This is a genomic window from Taklimakanibacter deserti (assembly GCA_003574785.1).
Window position 1 is genome coordinate 123,805 of sequence record QORU01000004.1, and the last position, 24,320, is coordinate 148,124.

A 24,320-nucleotide genomic window follows, 5' to 3' on the forward strand; every position below is an offset into this window, starting at 1 on the left:
CGTAATGGCAAGGACGGCGCCCGTGTCTTCCCGCATCCGCAGCGGACTGCACAGTCTTGCTTTGTGCGTTCTTATGATCTGGGCCGCTCAGGCCAAGGCCCAGGACACCAAGCCCCCCGTCCAGATCATGCCGCAGCTCGGCCATGCCAATCTCGTGCGCGCGGTCGCCTTTTCGCCCGATGGCCGGCTGGTCCTGTCCGGCGGCTATGGCACGATCAAGCTCTGGGACAAGGAGACGGGCCGGCTGCTTCGGGTGTTCAGAGGCCATTCGAACTGGGTCACCCACCTTCTGGTCTCGCCCGATGGATCAAGGATCCTGTCGGGCAGCGCCGACAACACCGTCAAATTGTGGGACGCGGCGTCGGGCCTCCTTCTCAGGGACTTCCGCGGGCACCAGGGTTGGATCAACGCCGTGGCGATGTCGCCCGATGGCCGCAAGATCTTGTCGACCGCCAACGACCGGACGGCGCGACTGTGGGATGCCGAGACGGGCGGCACGATCAACACCATCACCAACGACATCTTCAGTTTTTCGTCTGCCGCCTTTTCCTCCGATGGCCGCTTGTTCCTCTTGAAGGGCGCGTCGGTCACGCTGTGGGACACCAACGCCGTCCAGATCCTGAAGAACATTCCGGCCCCGCAATTCAACCCCTATTTCGGCAAGGTCGGCTTCTCCGCGGATGATCGTCAGATCCTGGCGACCGACGGCGTCCAGGTGGTGTCACAATGGGAGGCGGCCTCAGGTAGCCTGCTCAATACCACAAGCCTCGATGGCCCTCCGGATGAGACTCGCACCACGATTCTGTCGCCGGACAGCCGCCAGGTTCTGTCGGGGCGGACAAATGGCGTCATCAGTCTCTGGGACTCATCGAGCGGCAAGCCGGTACAGGTCATTTCCGCCCATTCAGGCGCGGTCGCCGCTTTGGCCTTTTCGCCCGATGGCAGGCAGATCCTGACCGGCGGTGAGGATCGCGCCATCATCCTCTGGGATGCCGGCACCGGCCAACGGTTGAAGAGCTTTGACGAGCATGCGCGCCAGGTGAGATCGATCGCCCTTTCACCCGATGGCACGGTTTTGATTTCGGGCAGCCATGACGCGACTCTCAAATCCTGGGACACGGCTTCGGGCAAGCTGCTCAACGTCTTCAAAGGCCACACCGATGCGGTCCTCTCGGTCGCTTATTCGCCCGATGGCGGCCATGCCGCTTCGGGCGGCAGGGACCACAACGTCATTCTCTGGGATATTCCTTCGGCCACGCCATCCTGGACTTTCACCGGCCACCCGGGTGCCGTAAACGCCGTCGCCTTCTCGCCCGACGGTCGCTACATCCTGTCGGGCGGCGATGGCGGGGTCATCATGCTGTGGGACGCGGCCACCGGCAGCCTGCTGCGCGACTTCCAGAGATTCCCGGGCAATGTCAACGCGGTCGCCTTCTCGCCCGACGGCCAAAGGATCCTGACGGGAAATTCCGGCACCGTTCATCTGAGACTATGGGACACCGCCTCGGGCACCCTCCTCAGTGAACGTGGCCTTCATCTCGATGGCGTCGAGTCCGTCGCCTTTTCCGCCGACGGAAGGCAGATCCTGTCGGGTGGCGAAGACGGCAAGATCATGATCTGGGATATTGCCTTGATGAAGCCCAGCACGGTCTTCCAGGGAAACAAGGAAGACCCGGTCTTTCAGTATTTTCCCGGCGCCGATGAAGCCGCCAAGACCGCGGAAGGACATTATGGACCGGTCTATTCCGTAACCTTCTCGCCCGATGGCCGGCATGTTCTCTCGGGCGGTGGCGACGGCGAGGTCATTCTCTGGGACATCGCTTCTGCCAAACCCGTGCAGACTTTCAGAGGCCATATGGGTCCGGTTAACGGCGTCGCCTTCTCGGGCGAGCGGATCTTTTCCGGCGGCGGCGACACCACCATTAGGGAATGGCGCGCGGATGGCGAGCAGACGGTCCTGCTTGCCGCGGCCGAAGGCAGTGATGATGACTGGCTGGCGCTGACACCCGCCGGCTTCTTCAATGGGCCGGCGCAAGGGACCGATCTCATCGCCGTCGTCGATACCTTCACGCCCTACGGCATTCATCAGTTCTTTCAGGCGCTCTATCGCCCCGACCTGGTGGAGGAGTGGCTCAAGGGCGATCCCTTCGGTCGCTATGCCAAGGCAAAGGAAAAGCTCGATCTGCGCAAGCTCATCGACACCGGCCCGCCGCCCCGCATCATCATCAAGAAAGCGGAGCGGTCGGGTGATGAAGTCGAGGTCACCGCGACAATAGAGGATCAGGGCGGCGGCATCGGCAAGATCGAATGGCGCATCGACGGGCGCACCCAGGCGCTCGCCCGCGAGCGCAGTGCCGAGATCCTGACGCCCGACACGGACACCACGCTGACGCGCCGTTTTGCGCTCAAGCAAGGGCGGAACGTCATCTCCGTAACCGCATACAACGCGCAGAACCTCGTTGCCTCGCCGCCGAGCGACGTCATGATCGATGCCGCCGGCATCAGCACCGAGAAGCGCGGCAATCTCTACGTGTTGGTCATCGGCGTCGACCAATATGCCGATCCAGCGCTTCGGCTCGGCAACGCGGCCGCCGATGCCGACGCCTTAGGTCAGGCGCTGACCGCGGTGGGCCGGAATGTCTATGACGACGTCAAGGTCGTGCCGGTGCTCGACCGGGACGTGACCGACGAGGGGCTGGATCGCGCCTTCACCGCGCTTGCGAGCGAGATCAAGCCGGAAGACAAATTCGTCTTCTTCATCGCCGGCCATGGGCTCACCGTCGACGGCAAATATTATTTCCTGCCGCAGAATTTTGCGCCCGCTTCCGGCGACACCTATGCCAGCAAGGGCATCAGCCAGGATCGCTGGCAGGAATGGTTCGCCCGTATCGCCGCCCGGTCGAGCGTTCTTCTCTATGACACCTGCGAGTCGGGCTCGGTGGCGCGCAGCGCCTCGACCGAAAAAGCCGCGGCCATGGACCGGCTGACCCAGGCCGTCGGCATCAATGTGATCGCCGCCTCCGACGCCGATCAGCCGGCGCGCGAAGGCTATCGCGGACACGGCCTCTTCACCTGGGCGCTGCTCGACGCTCTCGCCAATGGCGATGAGAACAAGGACAGCTTCATCGAGATCTTCGAGCTCGCCAATCATGTCGGCGCCGTCGTGCCGAAGATCAGCCGGCAGGAATTCGGTTTTGAGCAACGTCCGCGGACCAAAACCCTGTCGAACTTCCCGCTCGGGCTGCAGGTCGCCGATATTGCGCCGGGCGAAAGCATCCCGGGAGAGCCCAACCGCATCATAACGCGTGCCGTGAGCGTGGAATTGACGAAAGGAAGGGCTGACGACCGCGAGCAGAAGGCGTTCACCCTCGTCCGCTTGCTCAAGCTGGACGGCGCCCGCGCATTGATCGCCCGTGACGGGCATGAGCTCGGCTATGTGCCTGCCGACGCCCTGGCGGAGTTTCAATGAGGCGCCATCCCCGCCAATCGCCTCATGCGCGGATAAGCTCGATGCCCGTCCTGGCAAAGCCCTTGAGATCGGCCTCGCGCGGCACCACGGCCGAGGCGAGGTCCTTGACCGAAGAGACCATATAGGCCGAGACCGCGCCGAGCTTCTCCTGGGTCATGAGCGCCACCGTCTCCGCCGCGCGCGCGATGACCGCCCGTTTGATCGCCGCCTCTTCATAATCACCCGTCGTCCCGCCCTCTTTGGGATGGAGGCCGGTGAGGCCGATGAACGCGACATCGATATGGAGGCGCTGGATCTGGTCGAGCGCCGCCGCTCCGACCGCCACCATGGAATGGCGGAACAGCGTACCGCCGATCAGGATGACATCGACCGCCTGATGCGGCTCGAGTGCCGCCGCGATGGTCGGGCTGTGGGTGATGACGGTGAGGCTGAGTTCGAGCGGCAGCGCGCGCACCAGCTCGAGATGGGTGGTGCCGCCATCGATGAAGACCCGTTGCTGGCGGGAAATCAGTGTCGCGGCCTTGCGGCCGAGGCGCTGCTTTTCTTCCCTCGCCATGGAGCGGCGGGCGGCAAGGTTGGCGACCGTCGGCGAGGCCGGAAGAGCTCCACCGTGGACGCGCTGCAACAGGCCATCGGCGGCAAGCTCGCGCAGGTCGCGGCGGATCGTATCCTCGGAAAGTGCCAGCTCCCGGCTCACATCCTTGGCGATGATCCGCCCGTCCGTGGCGAGGCGGTCGAGCAGAAGCTTCTTTCTCTGTTGGGTCAGCATTGCACGAATTTACACGACATTGCACGAAATGTCACGATATGTCATGGTGACCCGAGTGAGTGGAACGAGGAGTATTCCCATGTCGAAGAAACCCATGATGATCCTGATCGCCGGCCCCTATCGCTCCGGCACCGGCGATGATCCGGCCAAGATGGCAGCCAATCTGAAAAGGCTGGAGGAAGCGTCCTGGCCGATCTTCGAGAAAGGCCATGTGCCGATGATCGGCGAATGGGTGGCCCTTCCCATCTGGCATATGGCCGGCGGCAAATCCGTGGGCGACAAGCTTTATGACCGGATCCTTCATCCGACCGCGGGCCGCCTGCTTCAGCATTGCGACGCGGTGCTGAGGCTGCCCGGCGAATCCAAGGGCGCCGAGAACGACGTGCGCATTGCGCGTGAGCGCGGCATCCCGGTCTATTTCGATATATCGGAAATTCCGGTGAACCTAACGTAATCAGGAACAAAAGGCGGGATGAAAAGTCCTGCCGTCCTGTGTTAAAGGCCGGTGCCCAACCGGAGTCTTTCTCATGCGAATTAGATCACTTGTCTTGTTCGGCGCAGTGGCTGCTGCCGTCGTCGTCTCGGTCCCCTTCCTGGCCCAGGCCCAGGACGAAATCCCCCTCGAATTCGGCACCTATGCGCAGAACAAGGACTGGTGCAAGATGAGCCGAACCGATCAGGACGGTCCCGACTACAAGGAAAAGCGCGCTTACATCAACCTCTCCGCAACCGAGATGAACTGGCAGGATACCGTCGGCCGGATCACCAATGTCGGCGTCGAGGGCAGCAAGATCAATCTGGGTCTCGAATTGACGACGCAGGGCAAGACCGAGACGAAGACTCTGCAACTCATCCGGAAGAACAAGAAGCTCTTCGTGCTGACGGGGGTCAATTTCTTTTACTGCTCGGATTACCAGCCCAATCCCCGCCTAGGTCGTTAGCATATAGGCTCTCACCACAAGCTCGGCCGCGCAATCATCAGCCAGAAGACGACGATGAGGCCGAGGAAGGCCGGCCAGCCGAGGATGAACCACAGGCGCATCGTGCGGCGATAATCGGCGCCAAGCGGCTTTCCTTCGCGCCAGGCCGTCTCGGCAAGCCTTTGCGCCTTGATCTGCAGGGCGACGACCGGAAGCCAGCAGGCGAGCGCCAGCGCATAGAGGTGATAGGTCGCGACGAGCCATGATTCCGTGAGATCTAGGCCCGAGAGATGCGCGAGCAGAAGGCCGGTCACCGGCTGCACCACCCCGCTCGTCCCGGTGAAGATCCAGTCCGCTTTCACCACCATGCGCCCGACCGAGGCGATCACGCGAGCATCCCCGGTCCGGTGCGCTGCCCAAAAATAATAAGCGGTGCCGGCGCCGAAGCCGAACAAGATCGTGGAGCTTACGATATGCAGCCATTTGATGAGGAGATAGGGATCGATCATCGGGGATCGCTCACGGCGCCGTGGCAGAGAACGGCGGCAAGAATAGGCAGATTCTTGAGCAGCGGTCCCAGGGGATCGAGCCAGAGCTCAGGCCGGACGATCGTCAAGGCGATCGTATAGAAGGCAATGACCGCGAGCTGGGCGACCGTGGCTCTGGTCCCGCGCCGATCGAAGAGGATGAGGGCCGCGACGGCAAGATCGAGGAGGCATGTCGCCCAGACGATCGGCATCGTCCATCCGCTTCCAAGTCCGACGGCCGCGAGGGCTGGCTCTGCGACCGCGGGCCCGGCGAAGAAGCCGACAAGACCTGAAACGAACCACATCAGCACCAGCACCGCCTTCAGCAACGGCGCCAGGAAGAACAACCGCGCATGCCAGCGGTCCTGCACCTCTGCCGGCTCTTGTGCCATCAGCGCGGAAAGCGCCTGCGGCTTGAAGCCGATCGCTGAGGCGAAGGTTTCGCCGTCGCCTTCATTTCCGGCGGTGAGTTGCGCCAGCGTGTTGCTGGAGATGGGACCGCTGCCCGTCCAGTCGCCGAGCTTCGCCAGCATGCGCATGACGCTCAAGGGAATGGGAAGAAACGGCGCCGGCGGAAAGCCCAGCCAGCTGCGGTAGCGGGTCAGGATTTGGCGCAGCGACAGCACCTCGGGACCTGCCGGCTCGAGGACCTTCCGGCCATAGCGCTCCGTTTGGCAGGCGATGCGCACCGCGCGCGCCAGGTCATTGGCGTGAAGCGGCGAGAAGGCATGGGAACCGTCGCCGGCGAGGGGCATCATGAGCGGGAATCCGGCAAGGCCGCGCAGCAGCGAGGTTCCGCCATAGGAGCCTTTGGCGACGATGAGCGAAGGCCTGAGGATCACCCAGTCGAGCCCGCTCTCCTCCAGCACTTTTTCGCCGGCGAGCTTCGTGCGCGCGTAATCGGTGTCGACGTCGGGCCTGGCGCTGATCGCCGAGATCAGCACGACGCGCTTCACGCCTTTCCGGGCACAGGCCTCATAGAGGGCCTTGGGCGCCGACACATGGACGGCTTCCATGCCGTCACCGCGCAGAAGGCCCGCGGCATTCACCACCGCATCGATGCGGTCGAGGCGCGGCAGCCAGTCCGCAACCGAAAGGTCGCGCGCCAGATCGCAGCCGACGGTCTCGACCGAGGGAAAAGCGTTGGAGAATTCCCTTGGCCGGCGCACCGCGGCCACGGGCTCGTCTCCGGCAGAAATGAGCTCGGAGACGATATGGCGGCCGATGAAGCCGGCAGCACCGAGGACCAGGATGCGCATCGCCCGAAACGTAAAGGGGATTGACGATGATTCGCAGACCCCTGACGATGGACCTTCCCAAAGGGTGAGGCACCAGATGACCGACTATTACGATCTCGGCTCCTATAGCCGGCGCATTTCCACATCCTCGGCCGAGGCGCAAGCCTGGTTCGATCGTGGCCTTGCCTGGTGCTACGGCTACAATCACGACGAGGCGGTGCGCTGTTTCGAGAAGGCGGCGAAAGCCGATCCCTCCTGCGCCATGGCCTGGTGGGGCATCGCCTATGCCGCCGGACCGAACTACAACAAGCAGTGGAAGGCCTTCGACACGGTCGATCTCGAACGCTCGCTCAAGACCGCCTATGGGGCGACCGCCGAGGCTTTGAAACATGCCGCTTCCGCGAGCCCGGTCGAAAAGGCGCTGATCCAGCCTTTGGCGCTGCGCTATCCCTTGAACGACCCGGGCCTGGTGACGCCGATCTGGAATGACGACTATGCCGCGGCGATGCGCGAGGTCTTCGAGGCGCACAGCCGGGACCTCGACGTCGCCGCCCTTTTCGCCGAGGCGATCATGAACCGCACCCCCTGGCAGCTCTGGGACATCGCGACCGGCAAGCCTGCCGAAGGCGCCGATACGCTGGAAGCGATCGACGTGTTGGAGAAATCGATGCGCCTTCCCGGCGGCGACACCCATCCGGGACTTCTTCATATGTATGTCCATCTGATGGAGATGTCGCCCACCCCGGAGCGCGCGCTCAAGGCGGGCGATCGGCTGCGCCAGGCCGTTCCCGATGCCGGCCATCTCCTCCATATGCCGACCCATATCGATGTGCTGTGCGGCGACTATCAGAATGTCGTCGAATGGAACGACCGCGCCATCAAGGCCGACCGCAAATATCTGGCGAAGGAAGGCGCTCTCAATTTCTACTCGCTCTATCGCTGCCACGATTTCCATTTCAAGATCTATGGCGCGATGTTCATGGGCCGGCTGGCGCCGGCGCTCGAGGCGGCGGAGGAAATGGCGGCGACGCTGACCGAGAACCTCCTTACCATCGAGGTGCCGCCGATGGCGGACTGGCTCGAAAGCTTCGTGCCCATGAAGCTGCATGTGCTCATCCGCTTCGGCAAATGGCAGGACATCATCGCGATGAAGCTGCCGCAGAACCAGGCGCTCTATTGCGTGACGACGGCGATGATCCGCTATGCCAGAGCGGTGGCGTTTGCAGCGACGGGCAATGTGACGGCGGCCGAGGCGGAAGCGAAGCACTTTGTGGCCGTGGCCAAAGTGCCGCCGACCCGCTATCTCTTCAACAACACCTGTCTCGACATATTGGCGATCGCGGCCGAGATGATGAAAGGCGAGATTGCCTATCGCAAGGGGCGCCATGCGGAAGCCTTCGCGCATTTGCGCAAGTCGGTCGAGCTCGACGACAATCTTCCCTATGACGAGCCCTGGGGATGGATGCAGCCGACCCGCCATGCGCTGGGCGCCTTGCTTCTCGAGCAGGGCAAGGTGGAAGAGGCCGAAGCGATCTATCGCGCCGATCTCGGCCTCGACTCGACGCTGCGCCGCGCCTGCCAGCATCCCGACAATGTGTGGAGCCTGCACGGCTTCCACGAATGCCTGACGAAGCTCGGCAAGACGGCCGAGGCGGCGCTCATCAAGCCCCGGCTCGACATCGCAATCGCCCGAGCCGATGTGCCGGTGAAGGCCTCCTGCTTCTGCCGGCTCAAGGCTGTGGCGTGATTTTTACGGCAGGGATGTATCGGAGCAAAGGCGGCTATCTATCGCGCCAGCCTTCGACGAGCCCCTCGGGAGAATGGTCCAGCACGAAGCGGGGTTCGATGCCGTGCTCGAGCCAGATTTTCGCGCCGCCCAGCAGGAAGGTGAAACCCTGAGTCGAGTCGAGCGCCTCCTTCATTTGCGCCTCCGGCGTACCGGAAAAGCCCCGATTTTCAACCGTCACCCAAGTCCTGTCGCCACGAGATTCGAATGTCCATTCCACTTCCGAAGGGTTTTCCGGACCGTTCCATTCGATAAGAATTCGGCGGTTGACGTCAATCGCCTTTACCGTGACGTTGGTGCCAACGCCGTACATTTCCCACTCCCAGCGCACTTTCTCGCCAGGCTTCAGGCGTCCACTGCCTTTGGAGTACCAGAAGTGACAGGTGACTTTCGGATCTATGAACGCCTCGAACACTTGGGCAATCGGCCGGCGGATCAACGTTGCGCTTTTGGCGATGGGGATCATGAATGGTCCCTCCTTGCTTCGGCAGATCGGGATGATCGATCAGGAGCTCCCAGCGGTCGAGATTCACCTTGAGAACTCGCAGGGCAAGTTCAGGTTCCTTTGCTGGCATAGACGGGCATGTCTAGCGAGTCGGCTTGTAGACCTTGAGGAAGAAGATCACCGCGCGCGCGACCTGCAGCGCGATCTCGCTCTCGCTTGGCGTCGATGTCGCATTGAACAGGAGCTTGCGCAGGATGCCCGCCTGTGAAAGGTCCATGAATTGCTGCGCCGCCAGCAAGGGGTCTTCGATCTCGACGACGCCCGCTTCCGCCTGCGCCGCGAGATATTGGGCGAGCTTCTCCATGCAGACTTGCGGCCCCCGCGAATAATAATCGGCGCCGACCTCGGGCATGCGCTCGACGATCGAGAATACCGTGCGCATCGCTGTGATGTAATAGGGCCGGGTCAGGAGTTTCAGGAATTCCTGGCCGAAGCGGTTGAGCACCGCGCTGATGTCATGGTCCTCCGGGTCGAGCGACATGATCGGCCAGAGATCCGCCCGCTTCTCCTCGGCGATAAGCTCGAGGAAGAGCCGTTCCTTGTTCTCGAAATAGACATAGAGCGTGCCTTTCGACACGCCGGCTACCCGGGCGATGTCGTTCATGCTGGCCCCGTCGAAGCCATTGGCATGGAAGACCTTGCTGGCGCCCTCGAGGATCTGCTGGCGCTTTCGGGCGTCCTGCCCCGCTGCCGACTCCACCCTCTGCTCGACCAAGGTCACGTCACTCTCCATCTTATAAAATCGTCCAGTTTCAATGAGTTACACCGCTCGTTCAGGCGCCGCGCGAAGGCCCTGCCGGCCTCAACCCATGATTCCGCTGAGGCCAGAATACCGCAACGGAATGATGGCCGCATCATTAAATTAGACCGAACCGTTCGGTTCGATCTTGATTTATGCCCTGCCAGGGCCTAGTTCAAGCAGTCATTGACCGAACAGTTCGGTCAATACCTCCTCCAGCCTCGTTGGAGACAAAAGTGAACAAGATCGCCCTTGTGAAACGGAAGATGCGGTTCCGGCGCCGGACGCTCTCCTGCTCAAGGAGAGAGCCGAGGCCCCGGAACGCCCGATGCCCGCGCCCCTCGAAAAGCCCCCTTCTACCGTCGTCGTGGCGCAAAAGCCCGCTGGTGCGCCGCCGACTGCCCCGCCGAAGCGCAAGGGCGGCCGCCGCGTGGCCCTTCTGCTGGCCGCCGCCATCGCCGTCACCGCCGGATCGTGGTTCGGCTATCACTGGTGGACGATGGGCCGCTTCATCGTCTCGACCGATGACGCCTATGTCGGTGCCGACTTCACCGCGATTTCGCCGCGCATATCGGGCTATGTCACCGCAGTTGAGGCCGAGACGAACAAGGAGGTGAAGGCCGGCGATCCCCTTGTCACCCTCGATGATTCCGACGAGCGCCTGGCCGTCACCGCGGCCGAGACGCAAATCTCCTCCCAGCTTGCCGCCATCGACCGGATCGATCGCCAGATCGATGCCGCGAAGACCGCGGTCATCCAGGCCCAGGCCTCGATCAGCTCGGCCCAGGCCGATCTCGATCTGGCCGGCGCCGATTTGAAGCGCGCCCAGCGCCTCAAGCAGAGCGATTTCGTCAGCGCCCAGGCCCTCGAGCAGGCCAATGCCACGCAGGAAAAAGCGCAGGCCTCGGTGGAGACGGCCAAGGCCGGCCTCACTTCGGCGCAAGCGAATGTCGCCGTCCTCGCCGCCCAGCGCGTCGAGGCCGAGCGCGCGCTCGATCAAGACCGCAACACGCTCCAACAGAAGAAGCTCGATCTCGACCGCACCGTGATCCGTGCGCCCTTCGACGGCGTCATCGGCAATCGCAATGTCCAGGCCGGGCAGTTCGTGTCGCCGGGCCAGCGCCTGCTCGCTTTGGTGCCGCTGTCCCAGATCTATGTCGATGCCAATTACAAGGAAACCCAGCTCGCCGACATCCATGTCGGTGCCCCCGCCGAGATTTCGGTCGATGCCTATGACGACAAGCCGGTGACCGGCACGGTCGAGAGCATCGCCCCCGCTTCGGGCGCCGTGTTCAGCCTGCTGCCGCCCGACAATGCCACCGGCAACTTCACCAAGGTCACGCAGCGTCTTGCGGTGCGCATTGTCGTCCCAGCGAAGGTCGCGGCCGAAAGCCTGTTGCGGCCGGGCATGTCGGTCGTCGTGTCAATCGACAGTCGTGCTGATGAAAACGGCAAGAAGGTCGCTGCAAACCAATAGGTTCAACCATGGACGCCCAGACCGAGATCATGCCGAGGCGGCGCGTCTTCGCCTTCATCGCCATGGCGGTCGGCATGTTCATGGCGATCCTCGACATCCAGATCGTCTCATCCTCGCTGAATGAGATTCAGGCGGGCCTAGCCGCGGGCGCCTCCGAGATCTCCTGGGTGCAGACCTCCTATCTCATCGCCGAAGTGGTGATGATCCCGCTGTCGGGCTTTCTCGGAAGGGCTCTGTCGACACGCTACCTCTTCGCGATTGCCGCCGGCGGCTTCACCATCACCAGCGCGCTCTGCGCCACGGCCACGTCCATCGACCAGATGATGATCTACCGGGCGCTGCAGGGCTTCATCGGCGGCGCCATGATCCCGTCGGTCTTCGCCGCCGCCTTCACCATCTTCCCGCCGCAGCGCCGCGGCTCGATCTCGGCCGTCGTCGGCCTCATCGCCACCATGGCGCCGACCATTGGCCCGACGGTCGGCGGCTATCTCACCAACCTCTTCTCCTGGCACTGGCTGTTCCTCATCAATGTCGTTCCGGGCATCGCGGTGACGGCCGCCGCCTACTTACTCATCGATTTCGACAAGCCCGATTTCAAGCTGCTGCGCAAATTCGATTATGTCGGCCTCATCACCCTGGCGGCCTTTCTCGGCGGGCTCGAATATGTGCTCGAGGAAGGTCCGCAGAACGATTGGTTCGGCGACGAGACGGTCCGCAATCTCGCCGTCGTATCGGCGGTGGGCTGCGTGCTCTTCTTCTGGCGCGCTTTCACCGCCGAGGAGCCGGTCGTCGATCTGAAAACCTTCACCGACCGTAATTTCGCGACCGGTTCGCTGTTCTCCTTCATCGTCGGCGTCGGGCTCTATGGTCTCGTCTATCTCTATCCGGTGTTCCTGGCGCGTGTGCGCGGATATGATTCGCTCCAGATCGGCGAGACCATGTTCGTCACCGGCATGTTCCAGATGATGACGGCACCTTTCGCCGGCCAGCTGGCGCAGCGTTTCGACGCGCGCTGGATCGTCGGCTTCGGCATGGGCCTGTTCGGCATCTCCTGCCTGGAGCTCGTGCCGATCACCAAGGACTGGGCCTTTGCCGAATTGTTCATCCCGCAAGCCATGCGCGGCGTGGCGCTCATGCTCGCGATGGTGCCCATCTCCATGCTGGCGCTCGGCACGCTGCCGCCGGCGCTCATCAAGAACGCCTCCGGGCTCTTCAACCTCACCCGCAATCTCGGTGGCGCGGTGGGCCTCGCCCTCATCACCACCATGCTCAATGACCGCACCGATCTTCATATCGTCAGGCTGCACGAGGCCGTCACCTGGGGCCGCGAGGCCGCCGTCGAGCACCTTCAGACCATGACCCAGGCGCTTACCCCGAGCCTCGGCAGCGACAGCGAGCTTGCCGCCATCAAGCTGATGACCCAGACGGCGCATCGCGAAAGCCTGGTGATGGCCTTCTCCGACGTCTTCCTGGCGCTGGCCGTGATCTTTCTGGCCATGGTGCTGCTGGTGCCCTTCATCCGCAAGCCCGTGCCGCGCGCCGCCCCTGCCGGCGGCGGGCATTGACGGAGCGACGTGCTCTCCGTCAGTAGACGGCGCTGCCGGTGTCTTTCGAGAAAGCATGCCACTTGTCGCGATTGACCGTCATATAGCAGGTCTCGCCCTCGAGCCCCTCGAACTCGGTCGAGGTCTTGACCCGGATACGGCTGTCCTCGAGATCCACATCGACGATCATGTCGCCGCCCAGAAGCTCAGTCACGAAAATCTTGCCGGTGATATGATCGCCCTTGGGCCGCGTCATCGAGATCGACATTGCGTCAGGACGAATGCCCATGCGCAGCGCATTCGGCCACGTGCCCGCAGTGAGAAGGCGCTGCTGCTCCTCCGTCACCGCGATGGAGAAGTTCGGGTGGGTGAAGTGGATCTTGTCAGCCTTGTGCTGCAGGCCGACGTCCACGAAGTTCATCGCGGGCTCGCCGACGAAACCCGCAACCCAGGCATTCACCGGCTTGTTATAGACCTCGCGCGGCGTGCCGAGCTGCTGAAGTTCGCCCTCATGCATGACGGCGATCTGGTCGGCCATCGACATAGCCTCGAGCTGATCATGCGTCACATAGATCATCGTCGTACCCAGTGTACGCTGAAGATGCTTGATCTCGCCACGCATGTGGGCCCTAAGCTTGGCGTCGAGATGGGCGATGGGCTCGTCGAACAGGAAGAGGTTCGGCTCACGGACGATGGCGCGTCCGATGGCCACACGCTGCTTCTGGCCGCCCGAGAGCTCCTGAGGACGACGCTGCAGCAGCTCGCTGATCTCGAGGAGGTTGGCCGCGGCCGTCACGCGTTCCTTGATCCTGTCCGGGTCCTGACCTCTCAGCTTCAGCGGATTGGCCATGTTCTCGAACACGCTTTTATGCGGATAGAGCGCATAGTTTTCGAACACCATGGCGACGTCGCGATCCTTCGGCGCCAGGTTGTTGATCGGCCTTTCGTCGAAAAGTATCTGCCCCGCGGTGATGTGCTCGAGCCCCGCCACCATGCGCATCGTCGACGACTTGCCGCAGCCCGAGGGACCGAGGATCGACAGGAAGGAACCATCGGGACATTCGATATTGAGATCCTTCACGGCAGGAAGATCGCCGTACTTCTTCCAAACGTTGCGGAACGAGACTTTGGCCATGGTGACCCCTGCTATTCCTTTACCGCGCCCATGGTGAGGCCCGTCACGAGATATCTGCGGATGACGAGGCCCAGGAACATCATCGGCAGCGTCGTGACCACACCCGCCGCCATGATTTGACCCCATTGGATATTCTGCGGCTGCACCAGCTCGCGGGTGGCCGCGGGAAGCGTCTTGGCACCGCCCGAGCCGATGATGGCCGCAAAGAGATAGTCGTTCCATGCAAACAGGACGCACAGCACCACGAAGGCGCCGATGCCCGGCGCGACCAGCGGCAGAATGGCGCGAAATGCCTGGAACCTCGTCGCGCCGTCGACCATTTGCGCCTCTTCGATGGCATAGGGCACATTGTCGAAGAAGCCCTTTAGAATCCAAATGGCGAAAGGCAGATTGAACGTGGTGTAGGCGAGAATGAGGCCGGGCAGCGTTCCCACAAGCTCCAACTCGCGGAAGATCCAATAGAGCGGCACCATGACGGCCACCACAGGCGCCATGCGGGTGGAAATGATCCAGAAAAACAGATCTTTCTTGCCCTTGAAGTCGATTCGCGACAGCGAATAGGCGCACATCGACCCCAGCACCACCGACACCACTGCCGAACCGACGGCCGCCACCAGCGAATTGAAGAGGTAGGTGGTGAATCCCAGATTCGCGAAGAGCTCGTAATAATGCTTGGAGGTAGGCGTGAACTCGAAGAAGACGCGGATGCCGGCCCAATCACCTACCGCCGGAAGATTGAAGGCTTCCAGCAGATCCTTGAACGACGATATGAACATGATGAAGATAGGCAGCACCGTCCACACCACATAGAAGGCGACGAAAACCCCGGCGCACCAGTTGACGGCCTTCGACAGCGGCGTCTCGTACCGAACGATTTCGCGCGAAGCCATCGTTACACCTTAGACGGTTGCTGGCGATCGAAAACGCGGACCAGGAGCATGCCGAGAATGATGGTCACGATGAGCAGGATAAGGGCGATGGCGGCGCCGCGCCCGAGTTTGAAGAATTTGAACGACACCTCGAAAAGATAGATGGGAAGGATCTTGGTCGCATTGCCGGGTCCGCCTCCGGTGAGCACCAGCACCGAGTCGATGAAGCGGAAATTGTCCATGAACCGCAGCATTATGGCGATGAGCAGCACCGGGTAGAGATTGGGCAGTGTCACCATCACGAAATTGCGGAAGGGTGAAGCGCCGTCGACCATATTGGCTTCGAGCTGGTCCTGCGGCACGCGCTTGAGACCCGCCAGCGTGATCAGCGTGATGAGCGGCGTCCACTGCCAGACATCGACCAGCACAATCCCGATCATCGCGGTGTTTGAGCTGGCCAGAATGGATTTTGGCCCCAATATGCCGAGGCTCTGCAGCAGCCAGTGATACCAGCCGAAGGTGCCATTGTAGAGGAAATACCACACCATGCCGGCGATCAGCGGAGCCATCATCATCGGCATCAGCAAGGTGGTCACGAGTACTTTCTCGTAGCGTGAACCGTTCAAGGCCACCGCCAGAAAAACGCCGATCGCGATCTGCAGGAACAGGCACATGGCGCTGTATTGGATCAAGAGCCACCAGCCCATCAGGAAGCGCGTGTCGCCGGCGAGCCTGGTAAAGTTGGCAAAATCATTCCACCGGACATTGCCGATGTCGACCTCGTGCAGGCTCATATAGATCATCCAGAAAAACGGATAGATTGATATGAAAGCCAGCACCAGAATGGCCGGCGCCATGAGCCAGAAGTAATAGCGTCTGGAGGCGGGCGGGTTGAGCGACGCCGGTTCGGCCGCGACTTGGGAGACCGGGCGGGATTCGACGCTGTCGGGAATATGACGCACCCGGAACAGCTCGATTCCGGAGTGGCGCTTGCCTGACCCTTTCGGCATTCCGGCTGTTGAAGTCATGGAGACGTCGGTCATGGGATCACTTCTTAAGGCACTCTAGAGCATCGGCCCGAAAAGTGTACGCGGTTTTCGGACAGGCTGATGCGTAGGAACGAGGAGATGGGGCGCCGAGCCGATTCTCTGGGAATGCCCGGCGCTCCAGCGTGGCGTCCGGCGGCTGGCGAGGCCACCGGACGTTCGTCGGCCCGATCAGCCGGCGCCGTTCAGCTCGTCCAGCTGAGACTGGATCGATTTGCAGGCCTCTTCCGCCGATTGCTCGTTGGACAGGCACTTCTGCGTCTCCGCCGCGAGGATCGAATGATACTCGTTGGCATTCGGTATCTTGGGTCCAAGGACGAAGTTTGGGTTTTTGATGCCGTATTCGTACACCGCGTCGAAAGTGAGCGCGTTCGGCATGGTGGTCGGACGCTGCTTGGCCTTTTGCACCTCTTCCATCGCCAGAACGGACTTGCGGGTCGGCGTGCCGCCAAGGCCCTTCAGCACGTTGAATTGGTTTTCCCGGCTTACCGACCAGATGGCGAAGATATAGGCCGCACGCTTGAGATCATCGGAGGCGTTGCCGTTGATGCCGATTCCGCCGATGCCGCAGTTCGTGCCGTTCACCGCCTCGCCGCCATTCTTGATCCATGACGGATCTCCCTTCGGGCACGGCGCATAGGCGGTCTTGCCGCCCGCGGCGCGCGAGGTCTTCTCGTCCTCGATCGAGGCAGCGAACTCATGATACTGAGTCTGCATCGCGATGTTTCCGGCTTGGTAGACGGTGTTGAGCTCGAGTGTGCCATTGGCCAGGTTGTCCGGATGGCAGACATCCGCAAGCTCCTTGAACTTCGTCATCATCAGGATCGACTGCTCGTCGCCCCAATTGGTCTTGCCGGGCTCCTTGGAACCGTAAACGTCGTCGATTTTCCAGTCCATCCAGCGGCCGTTGGCGAAGAGGAAGCGCTGGATGTCGAGCTGCGTTGTCCAGGCAAAGGAGCCTTGGTGCTGGGCATAGCCGTAAGGCACATCCTTTCCGCTTTCCTTGGCCTTCCTGAAGAAGGCGGCCATGTCGGTGACGTTCTTCCAGGTCGAGTCCTTGTTGAATTCGAGCCGGTAGCCATATTCCGCTTCGAAGTCCTTCGAGTTCGCCTCGAACAGATCCTGGCGGTAGAAGGTGCAGGCGACGGCGCAGTCATAAGGCAGTGCCACGATCTTGCCCTCGGTATAGAAGCGGCCGCAGGCCGAGAGGAAGTTCTCGAACCACGCCTCGTCGCCATAGCCGTCCGGATCCTGCGGCAAGGTGCTGTCTCCGAACATCGGCGACATGTCGGCGTAGAACTCGCCGAAGGGGGCGCCGATCGGCTTGTCCTGCACGTAGTTCAGGTGATAGTCGGACTTTCCGCTGCGCAGGTCGATGCCGACCTTCTGCTGCACGACGGGCAGGTCATCCGTGAGAATGGTCACGTCGATGCCCGTCAGATCGGTAAAGGCCTTGATGTTGTCGCGGATGGCGAAGGACGGCGGCGTATTCTCCGACATGAAGACCAGCTTCGAGCCGGCATACTGCTTCCATTTTGCGTCGTCGGAGGAGGCTGCCTGGACCCTGCTGCGGGTTATGGTTGAGCCGAGGCCGAGGGTCATAGAGCCCACACCCAGTGCCGAAGCCGCGCCGCCGCCCAGTTCCAGGAACTTGCGCCGACTGATACGTTTGTAGACAGCATTCTTCGGAATTGAAAACATGAGCGTTCTCCCATTTTGGTTTTATTCTCAGTTAAAGCGGCAGACGCAGAGCCGTCCTATGTGGCCTCGCGTCTCTCGGACAGCTCTAAGCTCCCGCTCTCTGGTACCCTCCTTTCTCTGGCCGTTTCGGCGCTCTGTAGTATGCTGATCACGAACCGGTGATGTGCGCCTTGATCAGCGCATTGACCTTGCCTGCCTGCTCCATTTGCGGCATGTGGCCGGCACCCTCGATCACCTCGACCTTGGCGCCCGTCACGCCCTTCGCGTGCGCCAGGGGAATGATCTTGTCCTCGGCGCCGGCGATGACCAGCACCGGCACGCCGGCCGATTTGAGCGCATTGCTCAAATTCGTCGCCTGCTTGCCGTTGGTGAAGATTCCCTCGCGCAAGGCGGTGAGCGCATCGCCGACGCCGTCGAGTCGCTTGTATTTCAAGAGATCGTCGACCATCTGCCGGCTCACCAGCGATCCGTCGGCGAACAGGTTCTCGAGTGCCGGCTTCAAGTCGCGCCGCGACGTCGAGGAGATAAAGCCGTCGATATAGTCCATATTGATGTCGGGTCCGAGGCCGGCGGAATTGATCAAGGTGAGCGACTTCACCCTGCCCTTGGCCTCGCGTGCGACCTCGATCGCGACGCCACCGCCCAGCGAATGGCCGACCAGATGCGCCTTGTCGATCTTGACCGTGTCCATGAAGGCGAGGACCGCTTTGGCGAGGCCGGCGACCGTCGGCTCCGGGACCGATTTCGTCGACTGCCCATGGCCCGGAAGATCGAGCGCATAGACCGTCGCATTTTCGCTGAGCGCCTCGGCGTTGAACAGCCAGTTGTCGAGATCGCCGCCAAAGCCATGGATGAGCAGCACGGCATTGTCCGCCGTGCCGCGCTTGGTGTAGCGCAGGCGCCCCACCGCGGTGTCGGCGAACTCATAGCGCGGGCCCGCCTCCTCCTCGCCCTCTTCCGCCGCGGGCACGACATAGGAGCTGACAAAGACATCGATATCGGCATCCGGCACATCGGGGTCGGCAACGACACCGATCAAAGTCTTGATCGGATAGACCGTATCCTCCTGTCCGATGCGCCGGCGCAGGATGCCGGCATCGCTGGCTTCCACCGTGCCGGCGATCTTGTCGGTTTCCACCTCCAGAATCTGATCGCCGATTGTGACCTTGTCGCCGTCCTTCATCAGCCATGACGTCAGTTTGCCCTCGGACATCGAGAGGCCCCACTTCGGCATGACGATGGGAATGATCCTGTTGTCCGACATCATCCCTCCTCAATTGGCCATGGTCTTGCGCACGGCGGCGGCGATCTTGTCGGCGCTCGGCAGATAGAGATCCTCGAGTGCGGACGAGAACGGCACCGGCGTGTGCGGCGCGGTCACCATCTGGATGCCCGCCTTCAGCGCCTTGAACGCGTCCTGCGAGACTTTCGCCGCAACATCGCTTGCGATCGAGCAGCGCGGATGCGCCTCATCGACACAGACGAGCCGCCCGGTGTTCTCGACGCTTTCCAGCACCGTGTCCCAATCGATCGGCGACAGCGTTCTGAGATCGATCACCTCGCAGTCGACCTTGTCCTTGGCGAGCGCTGCCGCGGCATCCATGGCGCGATGCACCATCATGCCATAGGTCACAATGGTCACATTCTTGCCTTCGCGCACCACATTCGCCTCCCCGAACGGGATCGCATAGGATTCCTGCGGCACGTCCGTTTCCAGGCCATAGAGGTTCTTGTGCTCGCAGAAGATCACCGGATCATTGTCGCGGATCGACTGGATGAGCAGCCCCTTGGCGTCATAGGCATTGGAGGGGCAGACGACCTTGAGCCCCGGAATATGGGTGAAGAGCGGGGTCAGGATCTGCGAATGCTGGGCCGCCGCCCGGAACCCGCCGCCGATCATGGTGCGGATGACCACCGGCGTCTGCGCCTTGCCGCCGAACATGTAGCGGAATTTCGCCGCCTGGTTGAAGATCTCGTCGAAGCACACCCCCATGAAGTCGATGAACATGAGCTCGGCTACCGGGCGCATGCCGCAGGCCGCCGCCCCCACCGCGGCGCCGATATAGGCCGACTCCGAGAGCGGCGTGTCGAGCAGCCGCTCGCCATATTTCGAATAGAGGCCCTTGGTGACGCCGAGCACCCCGCCCCAGGCGTCCTTCTCGCCCTCGCCCCCCATGCCCCCCACGATGTCCTCGCCCATGACGATCACCGAAGGATCGCGTGCCATCTCCTGGTCGAGCGCCTCGTTCAAGGCCTGCCGCATGCTGATCTTGCGTGCCATGTTCTGTCCCCTCTCAATAAGTCACATAGACGTCGGTCAACAGGTCCTTGGCGGTCGGCAGCGGTGCCGCCTTCGCCGCCGCCACCGCGGCATCGATCTCGGCCAGCACTTCCTTGTCGATGGCCTCGAGCTCCGCCTTCTTGACCACGCCCGCATCCAGGATCTTCGCGCTGTAGAGTTTGATGCAATCGCGATGCGCCCGGATCTGCTCGACCTCGCCCTTGCCGCGATAGGTTTGCTGGTCGCCTTCGAAATGGCCGAAGAAGCGGATCATCTTGCATTCGAGCAAGGCCGGGCCGCCGCCTTCGCGCGCCCGCTTGATGATCTCGCCCGCCGCCTCATAGACGGCGAAGAAGTCGGTGCCGTCGACGGTGACGCCCGGCAGGCCGAAGCCCGCCGCGCGGTCGACATAGGAATCGACCGCCACCGCATAGTCGCGCGAGGTCGATTCGGCATAGCCGTTGTTCTCGACCACGAAGATCGCCGGCAGGTTCCACACCGCCGCGAGATTGAGGCTTTCCAGGAACATGCCCTGGTTCGAGGCGCCATCGCCCACGAAGCTGATGCCGACCCCGCCGTCGCCGCGATACTTGGCGGCGAGCGCCGCACCGCAGGCGAGCGGCGCTCCCGCACCCAGGATGCCATTGGCCCCCATCATGCCCTTGGAGAGATCGGCGATATGCATCGACCCGCCCTTGCCGCGGCACGATCCCATCGCCTTGCCATAGATCTCGCCCATCATCTCCTTCACATCGACGCCCTTGGCGATGCAATGGCCGTGGCCGCGATGGGTCGAGGCGATACGGTCGCGGTCGTTGAGATGCATCATGATGCCGGTGCCCGAGGCTTCTTCGCCGGCATAGAGATGGACGAAGCCCGGTATGTCGCCCTTGGCGAACTCATTGTGCAGCCGCTCCTCGAATTCGCGGATCGTGCGCATCGTGCGGTAGGCCTCGAGCAGGCCTTGCTTGCCCAGCGGAAACGGATTCTTGCTCATCGTCTATCCTCCCATCGAAACTTTCTTCTCAACGATACCGGCCCGCCGCATCAGCCCGTGGCACGCTGCGTAGTTCATGACGGCGGCGACATTGACGGTGCGGAACGCATTCTCCTCGAGCGCAACGGACACGCGGTCGTGCTCGGAAAAGGAGAGTTCGCGCTCGCCGTCGAGCGCGATGGTGCCGGCCTGGATTTGAGGCCCATAGGCCTTGCCGGGCTTGAGCCTTTGCCATGAGACGATGCCGATCTCCCGCATATAGCCGGGCGCGATCGGCACGCTGAGCTTGAGCTCGGCCTCATCGGGTGGGGCAAGCAGCACATGCAGGCCTTGCGGCTCGCTGCGCTTGACCGGCTCGAGGAGGCCAGCAATCGCCGACATGCCGATGCATTCAGGGTCGGCGAAGGTGACGAACAGCTCGCGGAAGGTCTCGGTGCGCCACAAAGCCCTGGCCCCCACCACGCGCTCGGTGACCAGCGCCACATCGACAAGCGCGATCTCGGCGGCATTGTCATTGATGCGCACGCTGAGCTTCTTGTTGGGCGAGAAGGCGATCGCCGGCGGCACCTTGCCCGTGACCGCAAGGCCTACGGCAAGGCCGGTGATCGTCGGCTCACGATGTTCGGGGAAGGCATTATTGGTGCCGGTCGAGATGCCGGCGATCGGCACATCGCCCGAGCGCGACACGACGGCGCGATGCGTGCCGTCACCGCCCAGCACGACAATGGCATCGATCTTTTTCTGGCGCATGAGATCGGCCGCCCGGATCGTGTCGTCGACCGTGCCGGTCACTGGCATATCGAGATAGCGGACAACCGGAAAATCATGCCCACCCGCTTTGCGCGAGCGCTCGACGCTGCGATGCACATGGTGCCTGATGCCGCCATTCTCCGGCATCACCACCACCTCGCTCACACCGCACGCCCTGAGACAGGCAAGCAGCCTGAGCACGATATTCGCCCGGTCGGTGATCTGCAGGCTCGTCGCATTGGCGATCACGCGACGGATGTCGCGCGCCGATACCGGATTGGCGATGATACCAATGGCCCTTCCCATCTAAACCCTAGGCGCTGTTCTGTTGTTGTGCCGGCAAGGAGCAATAGGCATGCCACTTAGCAGTCGCAAAACTGATCTCACGAGTTTTGAGCAAAACCATGCGAATTCCATGTTGCGGTGCGAATAAACCTGCCTGGCCGCGCGCCGCCGTTGCGCTGGCCTGTGGCGCGACGCCACAGGTGTGGCGTCGATCGCAGACCAGATGTAGAGCCTCAACAGCTAGGTGGCGCGCGGAGGAAGCGACACGCCGAAGCGGCGCATCCGGCGGTGAAGCGTGGTGCGGTCGATGCCGAGGCGGCGCGCGGCGGCCGAGACATTCCAGCCGGACCGTTTGAGATCGTCCAGAAGAATGGCGGCCTCGTCGCGGTTATCACCGGCGAACCTCGCCTCCTGCGCAGCCGCCGCCTTTTTCTCGAAGACCTGATCGGGAAGATCCTCCATCCCGATCTCGGGATCGCTCGCCATGGCACAAGCGAAGTCGATGACATTGACAAGTTCACGGATGTTGCCGGGCCAGGAATAGGCCGAAAGCGCGTCCAGGGCGGACTGCGAAATCGTTCTGCGTGGCTCGTCGGGCTTGCAGCGCCTGGCAAGAAGCTCGTTGACCATCCATGCCAGATCCGACCGCTCTCGCAGCGCCGGTAGCGCGATGGTTGCCCCATTGAGCCTGAAAAACAGATCTTCGCGGAACTTCCCCTGCCTGACGAGCTCCAGGAGGTCGCAGTGCGTTGCGGAAACCACCCGCATATCGACGGCCGTAGGCTTGAGCCCTCCGATGGGCGTCACCTCTCGTTCGGCGAGTACCCTGAGCAGGCGCGTCTGTGAGCTGAGGGGCATATCGCCGATTTCGTCGAGGAACAGCGTTCCGCCATGCGCTTCGCGGATGAGCCCCTTTTTCCCTTTCGAGAGCGCACCGGTGAATGAGCCGCCCTCATAGCCGAACAATTCGCTCTCAATGAGATTCTCGGGAAGTGCCGCGCAATTCACCGGCACGAAGGGGCCCTGTGCGCGAGCACTCGAAGTATGAATGGCCTTGGCGAGGAATTCCTTGCCAGTACCCGTCTCCCCCCGAATGAGAATGCTCATGCTGGTATTCAGAAGCCTTGCGAGCTTGCCCAGACTCTTCTGAACCGACGGCTCCTCGCCGGCGACGGCCCTCAGAGGCTGGGGCAACTTGTATTCGTCATGTGCCGCCGGCGCGCGCTGCAGAATCCGGACTGTCGAGGGCGGCACGACCTGGATGAAAAGACGCCGGCCGCTGGCCGTAAGCCTGATCACATTCCACTCGATGGACCGCGACGCTGCGAAACGTGGCAGGCTGTCGATCTCGCAGTCGAAAAAGTCGGTGATCGGTCGGCCCAGCAGCAGATGCTTCGCGCGCCAGTCGATCTTCAGCTCCAGGGCGAGCAGTTGCCGTCCGTAATGGTTGAAGCCGAGGATCCGGCCGGAAGAGTCGAGCACGAACACGAATTCGGTATCGACTTCGGCAAGCCCCTGGTTGGATGTCAGCTTCAGGATCCAGTTGCGCGAGCAGGACCTGATCAGGTTTGCCGTCTCGATGCGGTGGGCAAAGTTCTTGACGATCTGCAGCGCCAGATACTGGCTCGACTTTTGCTTTGGCGAGCTGAGCGCCGAGATGTCGAGGACAGCCGCGAGATTGCCGGTCGAATCGTAGATCGGCGCCACCGTGCAGGACAAGGGAATGTGCGTGGCGTCGAAATGCTCCGTCTGGTGGACCGTCAGGGCCTCACCCGTAAAGATGCAGGTGCCGGTTCCGTTGGTGCCGGCGCGGGCCTCGTTCCAGTCCGCTCCCAGATAGAGCCCGGCAGCCCGGAGATAATCAGTAGTTGCTTCGTCGCCGATGTAATCGACGGTGATGCCCTGATCGTCGGTCAGCAGAAGGACATAGCCAAGGCCCGCGACCTGCCGGTAGAGCGCCTCCACGCCGAAGCGCGCCGTCCGCAACAGATCGTCCATGGCCTCGCGGTGCTCGCGCAGGCAGCGGTCCTCGACGATCACCGCGGGTCGCATGACCGCAGGGTCGAGCTTGTGATGGGAGACGCAGCGCTTCCAGGAATTCAGGATCAACGGATCTCTGTCAGAGGGCCTGCCTTCGGCCACCCGGATCAATTCATCGATATGCTCGTGCGCTGCACTGGAAATCGTCGTCACCTCCACCCGGCGCAACTATCCGAACCCAACTGCGGGTTGTCAAGCAATGCGCAGCGAAGACGGCATCGCCATTGTGCAACGCAACGTGG

Annotated in this window: 20 protein-coding genes; 6 read left to right on the forward strand and 14 right to left on the reverse strand. The window is 62.3% G+C overall.

Annotated elements, in window-relative coordinates; all coding sequences use genetic code 11:
- Positions 1 to 22 precede the first annotated feature (22 nt).
- On the forward strand, positions 23 to 3,469 hold the full coding sequence (locus tag DS839_RS09335; protein WP_162918413.1) for a caspase family protein: 3,447 nt from the start codon (positions 23 to 25) through the stop codon (positions 3,467 to 3,469).
- 22 nt (positions 3,470 to 3,491) lie between these two features.
- Here the strand turns inward: DS839_RS09335 and DS839_RS09340 are convergent, their stop codons facing one another.
- Positions 3,492 to 4,238 carry a DeoR/GlpR family DNA-binding transcription regulator gene (locus DS839_RS09340; RefSeq protein WP_119270050.1) on the reverse strand — a complete coding sequence of 249 codons (747 nt, stop codon included), beginning with the start codon at positions 4,236 to 4,238 and terminating at the stop codon, positions 3,492 to 3,494.
- Between the two features lie 94 nt (positions 4,239 to 4,332).
- On the opposite strand from DS839_RS09340, the gene DS839_RS09345 reads away from it, so the two are divergent.
- Positions 4,333 to 4,692, forward strand: a complete 360-nt coding sequence (locus tag DS839_RS09345) for a DUF4406 domain-containing protein (protein ID WP_119270350.1) — start codon at positions 4,333 to 4,335, stop codon at positions 4,690 to 4,692.
- A 73-nt stretch (positions 4,693 to 4,765) separates the two neighbouring features.
- Positions 4,766 to 5,179: a hypothetical protein gene (locus DS839_RS09350; RefSeq protein ID WP_162918414.1), complete on the forward strand. Its 414-nt coding sequence runs from the start codon at positions 4,766 to 4,768 to the stop codon at positions 5,177 to 5,179.
- An 11-nt stretch (positions 5,180 to 5,190) separates the two neighbouring features.
- Here the strand turns inward: DS839_RS09350 and DS839_RS09355 are convergent, their stop codons facing one another.
- Both DS839_RS09355 and DS839_RS09360 read right to left on the reverse strand, forming a co-directional pair.
- The gene (locus DS839_RS09355) at positions 5,191 to 5,667 is read right to left on the reverse strand and encodes a DUF2269 family protein (protein ID WP_368911413.1); all 477 of its coding nucleotides are present in this window, start codon (positions 5,665 to 5,667) and stop codon (positions 5,191 to 5,193) included.
- Positions 5,664 to 6,944 (reverse strand): SDR family oxidoreductase, encoded by a 1,281-nt coding sequence (locus tag DS839_RS09360; protein ID WP_119270052.1) that lies wholly within the window; start codon positions 6,942 to 6,944, stop codon positions 5,664 to 5,666. Before DS839_RS09360 ends, DS839_RS09355 begins: the two co-directional genes overlap by 4 nt.
- 76 nt (positions 6,945 to 7,020) lie before the next feature.
- On the opposite strand from DS839_RS09360, the gene DS839_RS09365 reads away from it, so the two are divergent.
- Positions 7,021 to 8,670, forward strand: a complete 1,650-nt coding sequence (locus DS839_RS09365) for a tetratricopeptide repeat protein (protein ID WP_119270053.1) — start codon at positions 7,021 to 7,023, stop codon at positions 8,668 to 8,670.
- A gap of 34 nt (positions 8,671 to 8,704) precedes the next feature.
- On the opposite strand, the gene DS839_RS09370 is transcribed toward DS839_RS09365, so the two are convergent.
- The gene (locus DS839_RS09370; RefSeq protein WP_119270054.1) at positions 8,705 to 9,175 is read right to left on the reverse strand and encodes an SRPBCC family protein; all 471 of its coding nucleotides are present in this window, start codon (positions 9,173 to 9,175) and stop codon (positions 8,705 to 8,707) included.
- 121 nt (positions 9,176 to 9,296) lie between these two features.
- A complete protein-coding gene (locus DS839_RS09375) occupies positions 9,297 to 9,935 on the reverse strand; it encodes a TetR/AcrR family transcriptional regulator (protein ID WP_368911416.1) in 639 nt (212 codons plus the stop codon).
- Between the two features lie 346 nt (positions 9,936 to 10,281).
- Between DS839_RS09375 and DS839_RS09380 the strand changes: the two genes are divergently transcribed.
- Together DS839_RS09380 and DS839_RS09385 are read left to right on the forward strand one after the other, a co-directional pair.
- The gene (locus DS839_RS09380; protein WP_119270056.1) at positions 10,282 to 11,430 is read left to right on the forward strand and encodes an HlyD family secretion protein; all 1,149 of its coding nucleotides are present in this window, start codon (positions 10,282 to 10,284) and stop codon (positions 11,428 to 11,430) included.
- Positions 11,431 to 11,438: 8 nt separating this feature from the next.
- A complete protein-coding gene (locus DS839_RS09385) occupies positions 11,439 to 12,995 on the forward strand; it encodes a DHA2 family efflux MFS transporter permease subunit (protein ID WP_119270057.1) in 1,557 nt (518 codons plus the stop codon).
- Between the two features lie 19 nt (positions 12,996 to 13,014).
- On the opposite strand, the gene DS839_RS09390 is transcribed toward DS839_RS09385, so the two are convergent.
- The 9 genes from DS839_RS09390 to DS839_RS09430 form a co-directional block, all read right to left on the reverse strand.
- Positions 13,015 to 14,109, reverse strand: coding sequence for an ABC transporter ATP-binding protein (locus DS839_RS09390; RefSeq protein WP_119270058.1), 1,095 nt, complete (start codon positions 14,107 to 14,109; stop codon positions 13,015 to 13,017).
- Positions 14,110 to 14,120: 11 nt separating this feature from the next.
- Positions 14,121 to 14,999 (reverse strand): carbohydrate ABC transporter permease, encoded by an 879-nt coding sequence (locus DS839_RS09395; protein ID WP_119270059.1) that lies wholly within the window; start codon positions 14,997 to 14,999, stop codon positions 14,121 to 14,123.
- A gap of 2 nt (positions 15,000 to 15,001) precedes the next feature.
- Entirely contained in the window at positions 15,002 to 16,021 is a 1,020-nt protein-coding gene (locus DS839_RS09400) for a carbohydrate ABC transporter permease (RefSeq protein ID WP_119270060.1), read from the reverse strand.
- 174 nt (positions 16,022 to 16,195) lie between these two features.
- On the reverse strand, positions 16,196 to 17,725 hold the full coding sequence (locus tag DS839_RS09405; protein ID WP_119270061.1) for an extracellular solute-binding protein: 1,530 nt from the start codon (positions 17,723 to 17,725) through the stop codon (positions 16,196 to 16,198).
- Between the two features lie 148 nt (positions 17,726 to 17,873).
- Positions 17,874 to 18,989: an acetoin dehydrogenase dihydrolipoyllysine-residue acetyltransferase subunit gene (locus tag DS839_RS09410; RefSeq protein WP_119270352.1), complete on the reverse strand. Its 1,116-nt coding sequence runs from the start codon at positions 18,987 to 18,989 to the stop codon at positions 17,874 to 17,876.
- 9 nt (positions 18,990 to 18,998) lie between these two features.
- On the reverse strand, positions 18,999 to 20,006 hold the full coding sequence (locus DS839_RS09415; RefSeq protein WP_119270044.1) for an alpha-ketoacid dehydrogenase subunit beta: 1,008 nt from the start codon (positions 20,004 to 20,006) through the stop codon (positions 18,999 to 19,001).
- Between the two features lie 13 nt (positions 20,007 to 20,019).
- Positions 20,020 to 21,003 carry a thiamine pyrophosphate-dependent dehydrogenase E1 component subunit alpha gene (locus DS839_RS09420; RefSeq protein ID WP_119270045.1) on the reverse strand — a complete coding sequence of 328 codons (984 nt, stop codon included), beginning with the start codon at positions 21,001 to 21,003 and terminating at the stop codon, positions 20,020 to 20,022.
- Positions 21,004 to 21,006: 3 nt separating this feature from the next.
- Complete coding sequence (locus DS839_RS09425; protein WP_119270062.1) at positions 21,007 to 22,059, reverse strand: ATP-NAD kinase family protein; 1,053 nt, start codon at positions 22,057 to 22,059, stop codon at positions 21,007 to 21,009.
- A 219-nt stretch (positions 22,060 to 22,278) separates the two neighbouring features.
- Positions 22,279 to 24,147 (reverse strand): sigma-54-dependent Fis family transcriptional regulator, encoded by a 1,869-nt coding sequence (locus DS839_RS09430; protein WP_368911419.1) that lies wholly within the window; start codon positions 24,145 to 24,147, stop codon positions 22,279 to 22,281.
- Positions 24,148 to 24,320 lie beyond the last annotated feature (173 nt).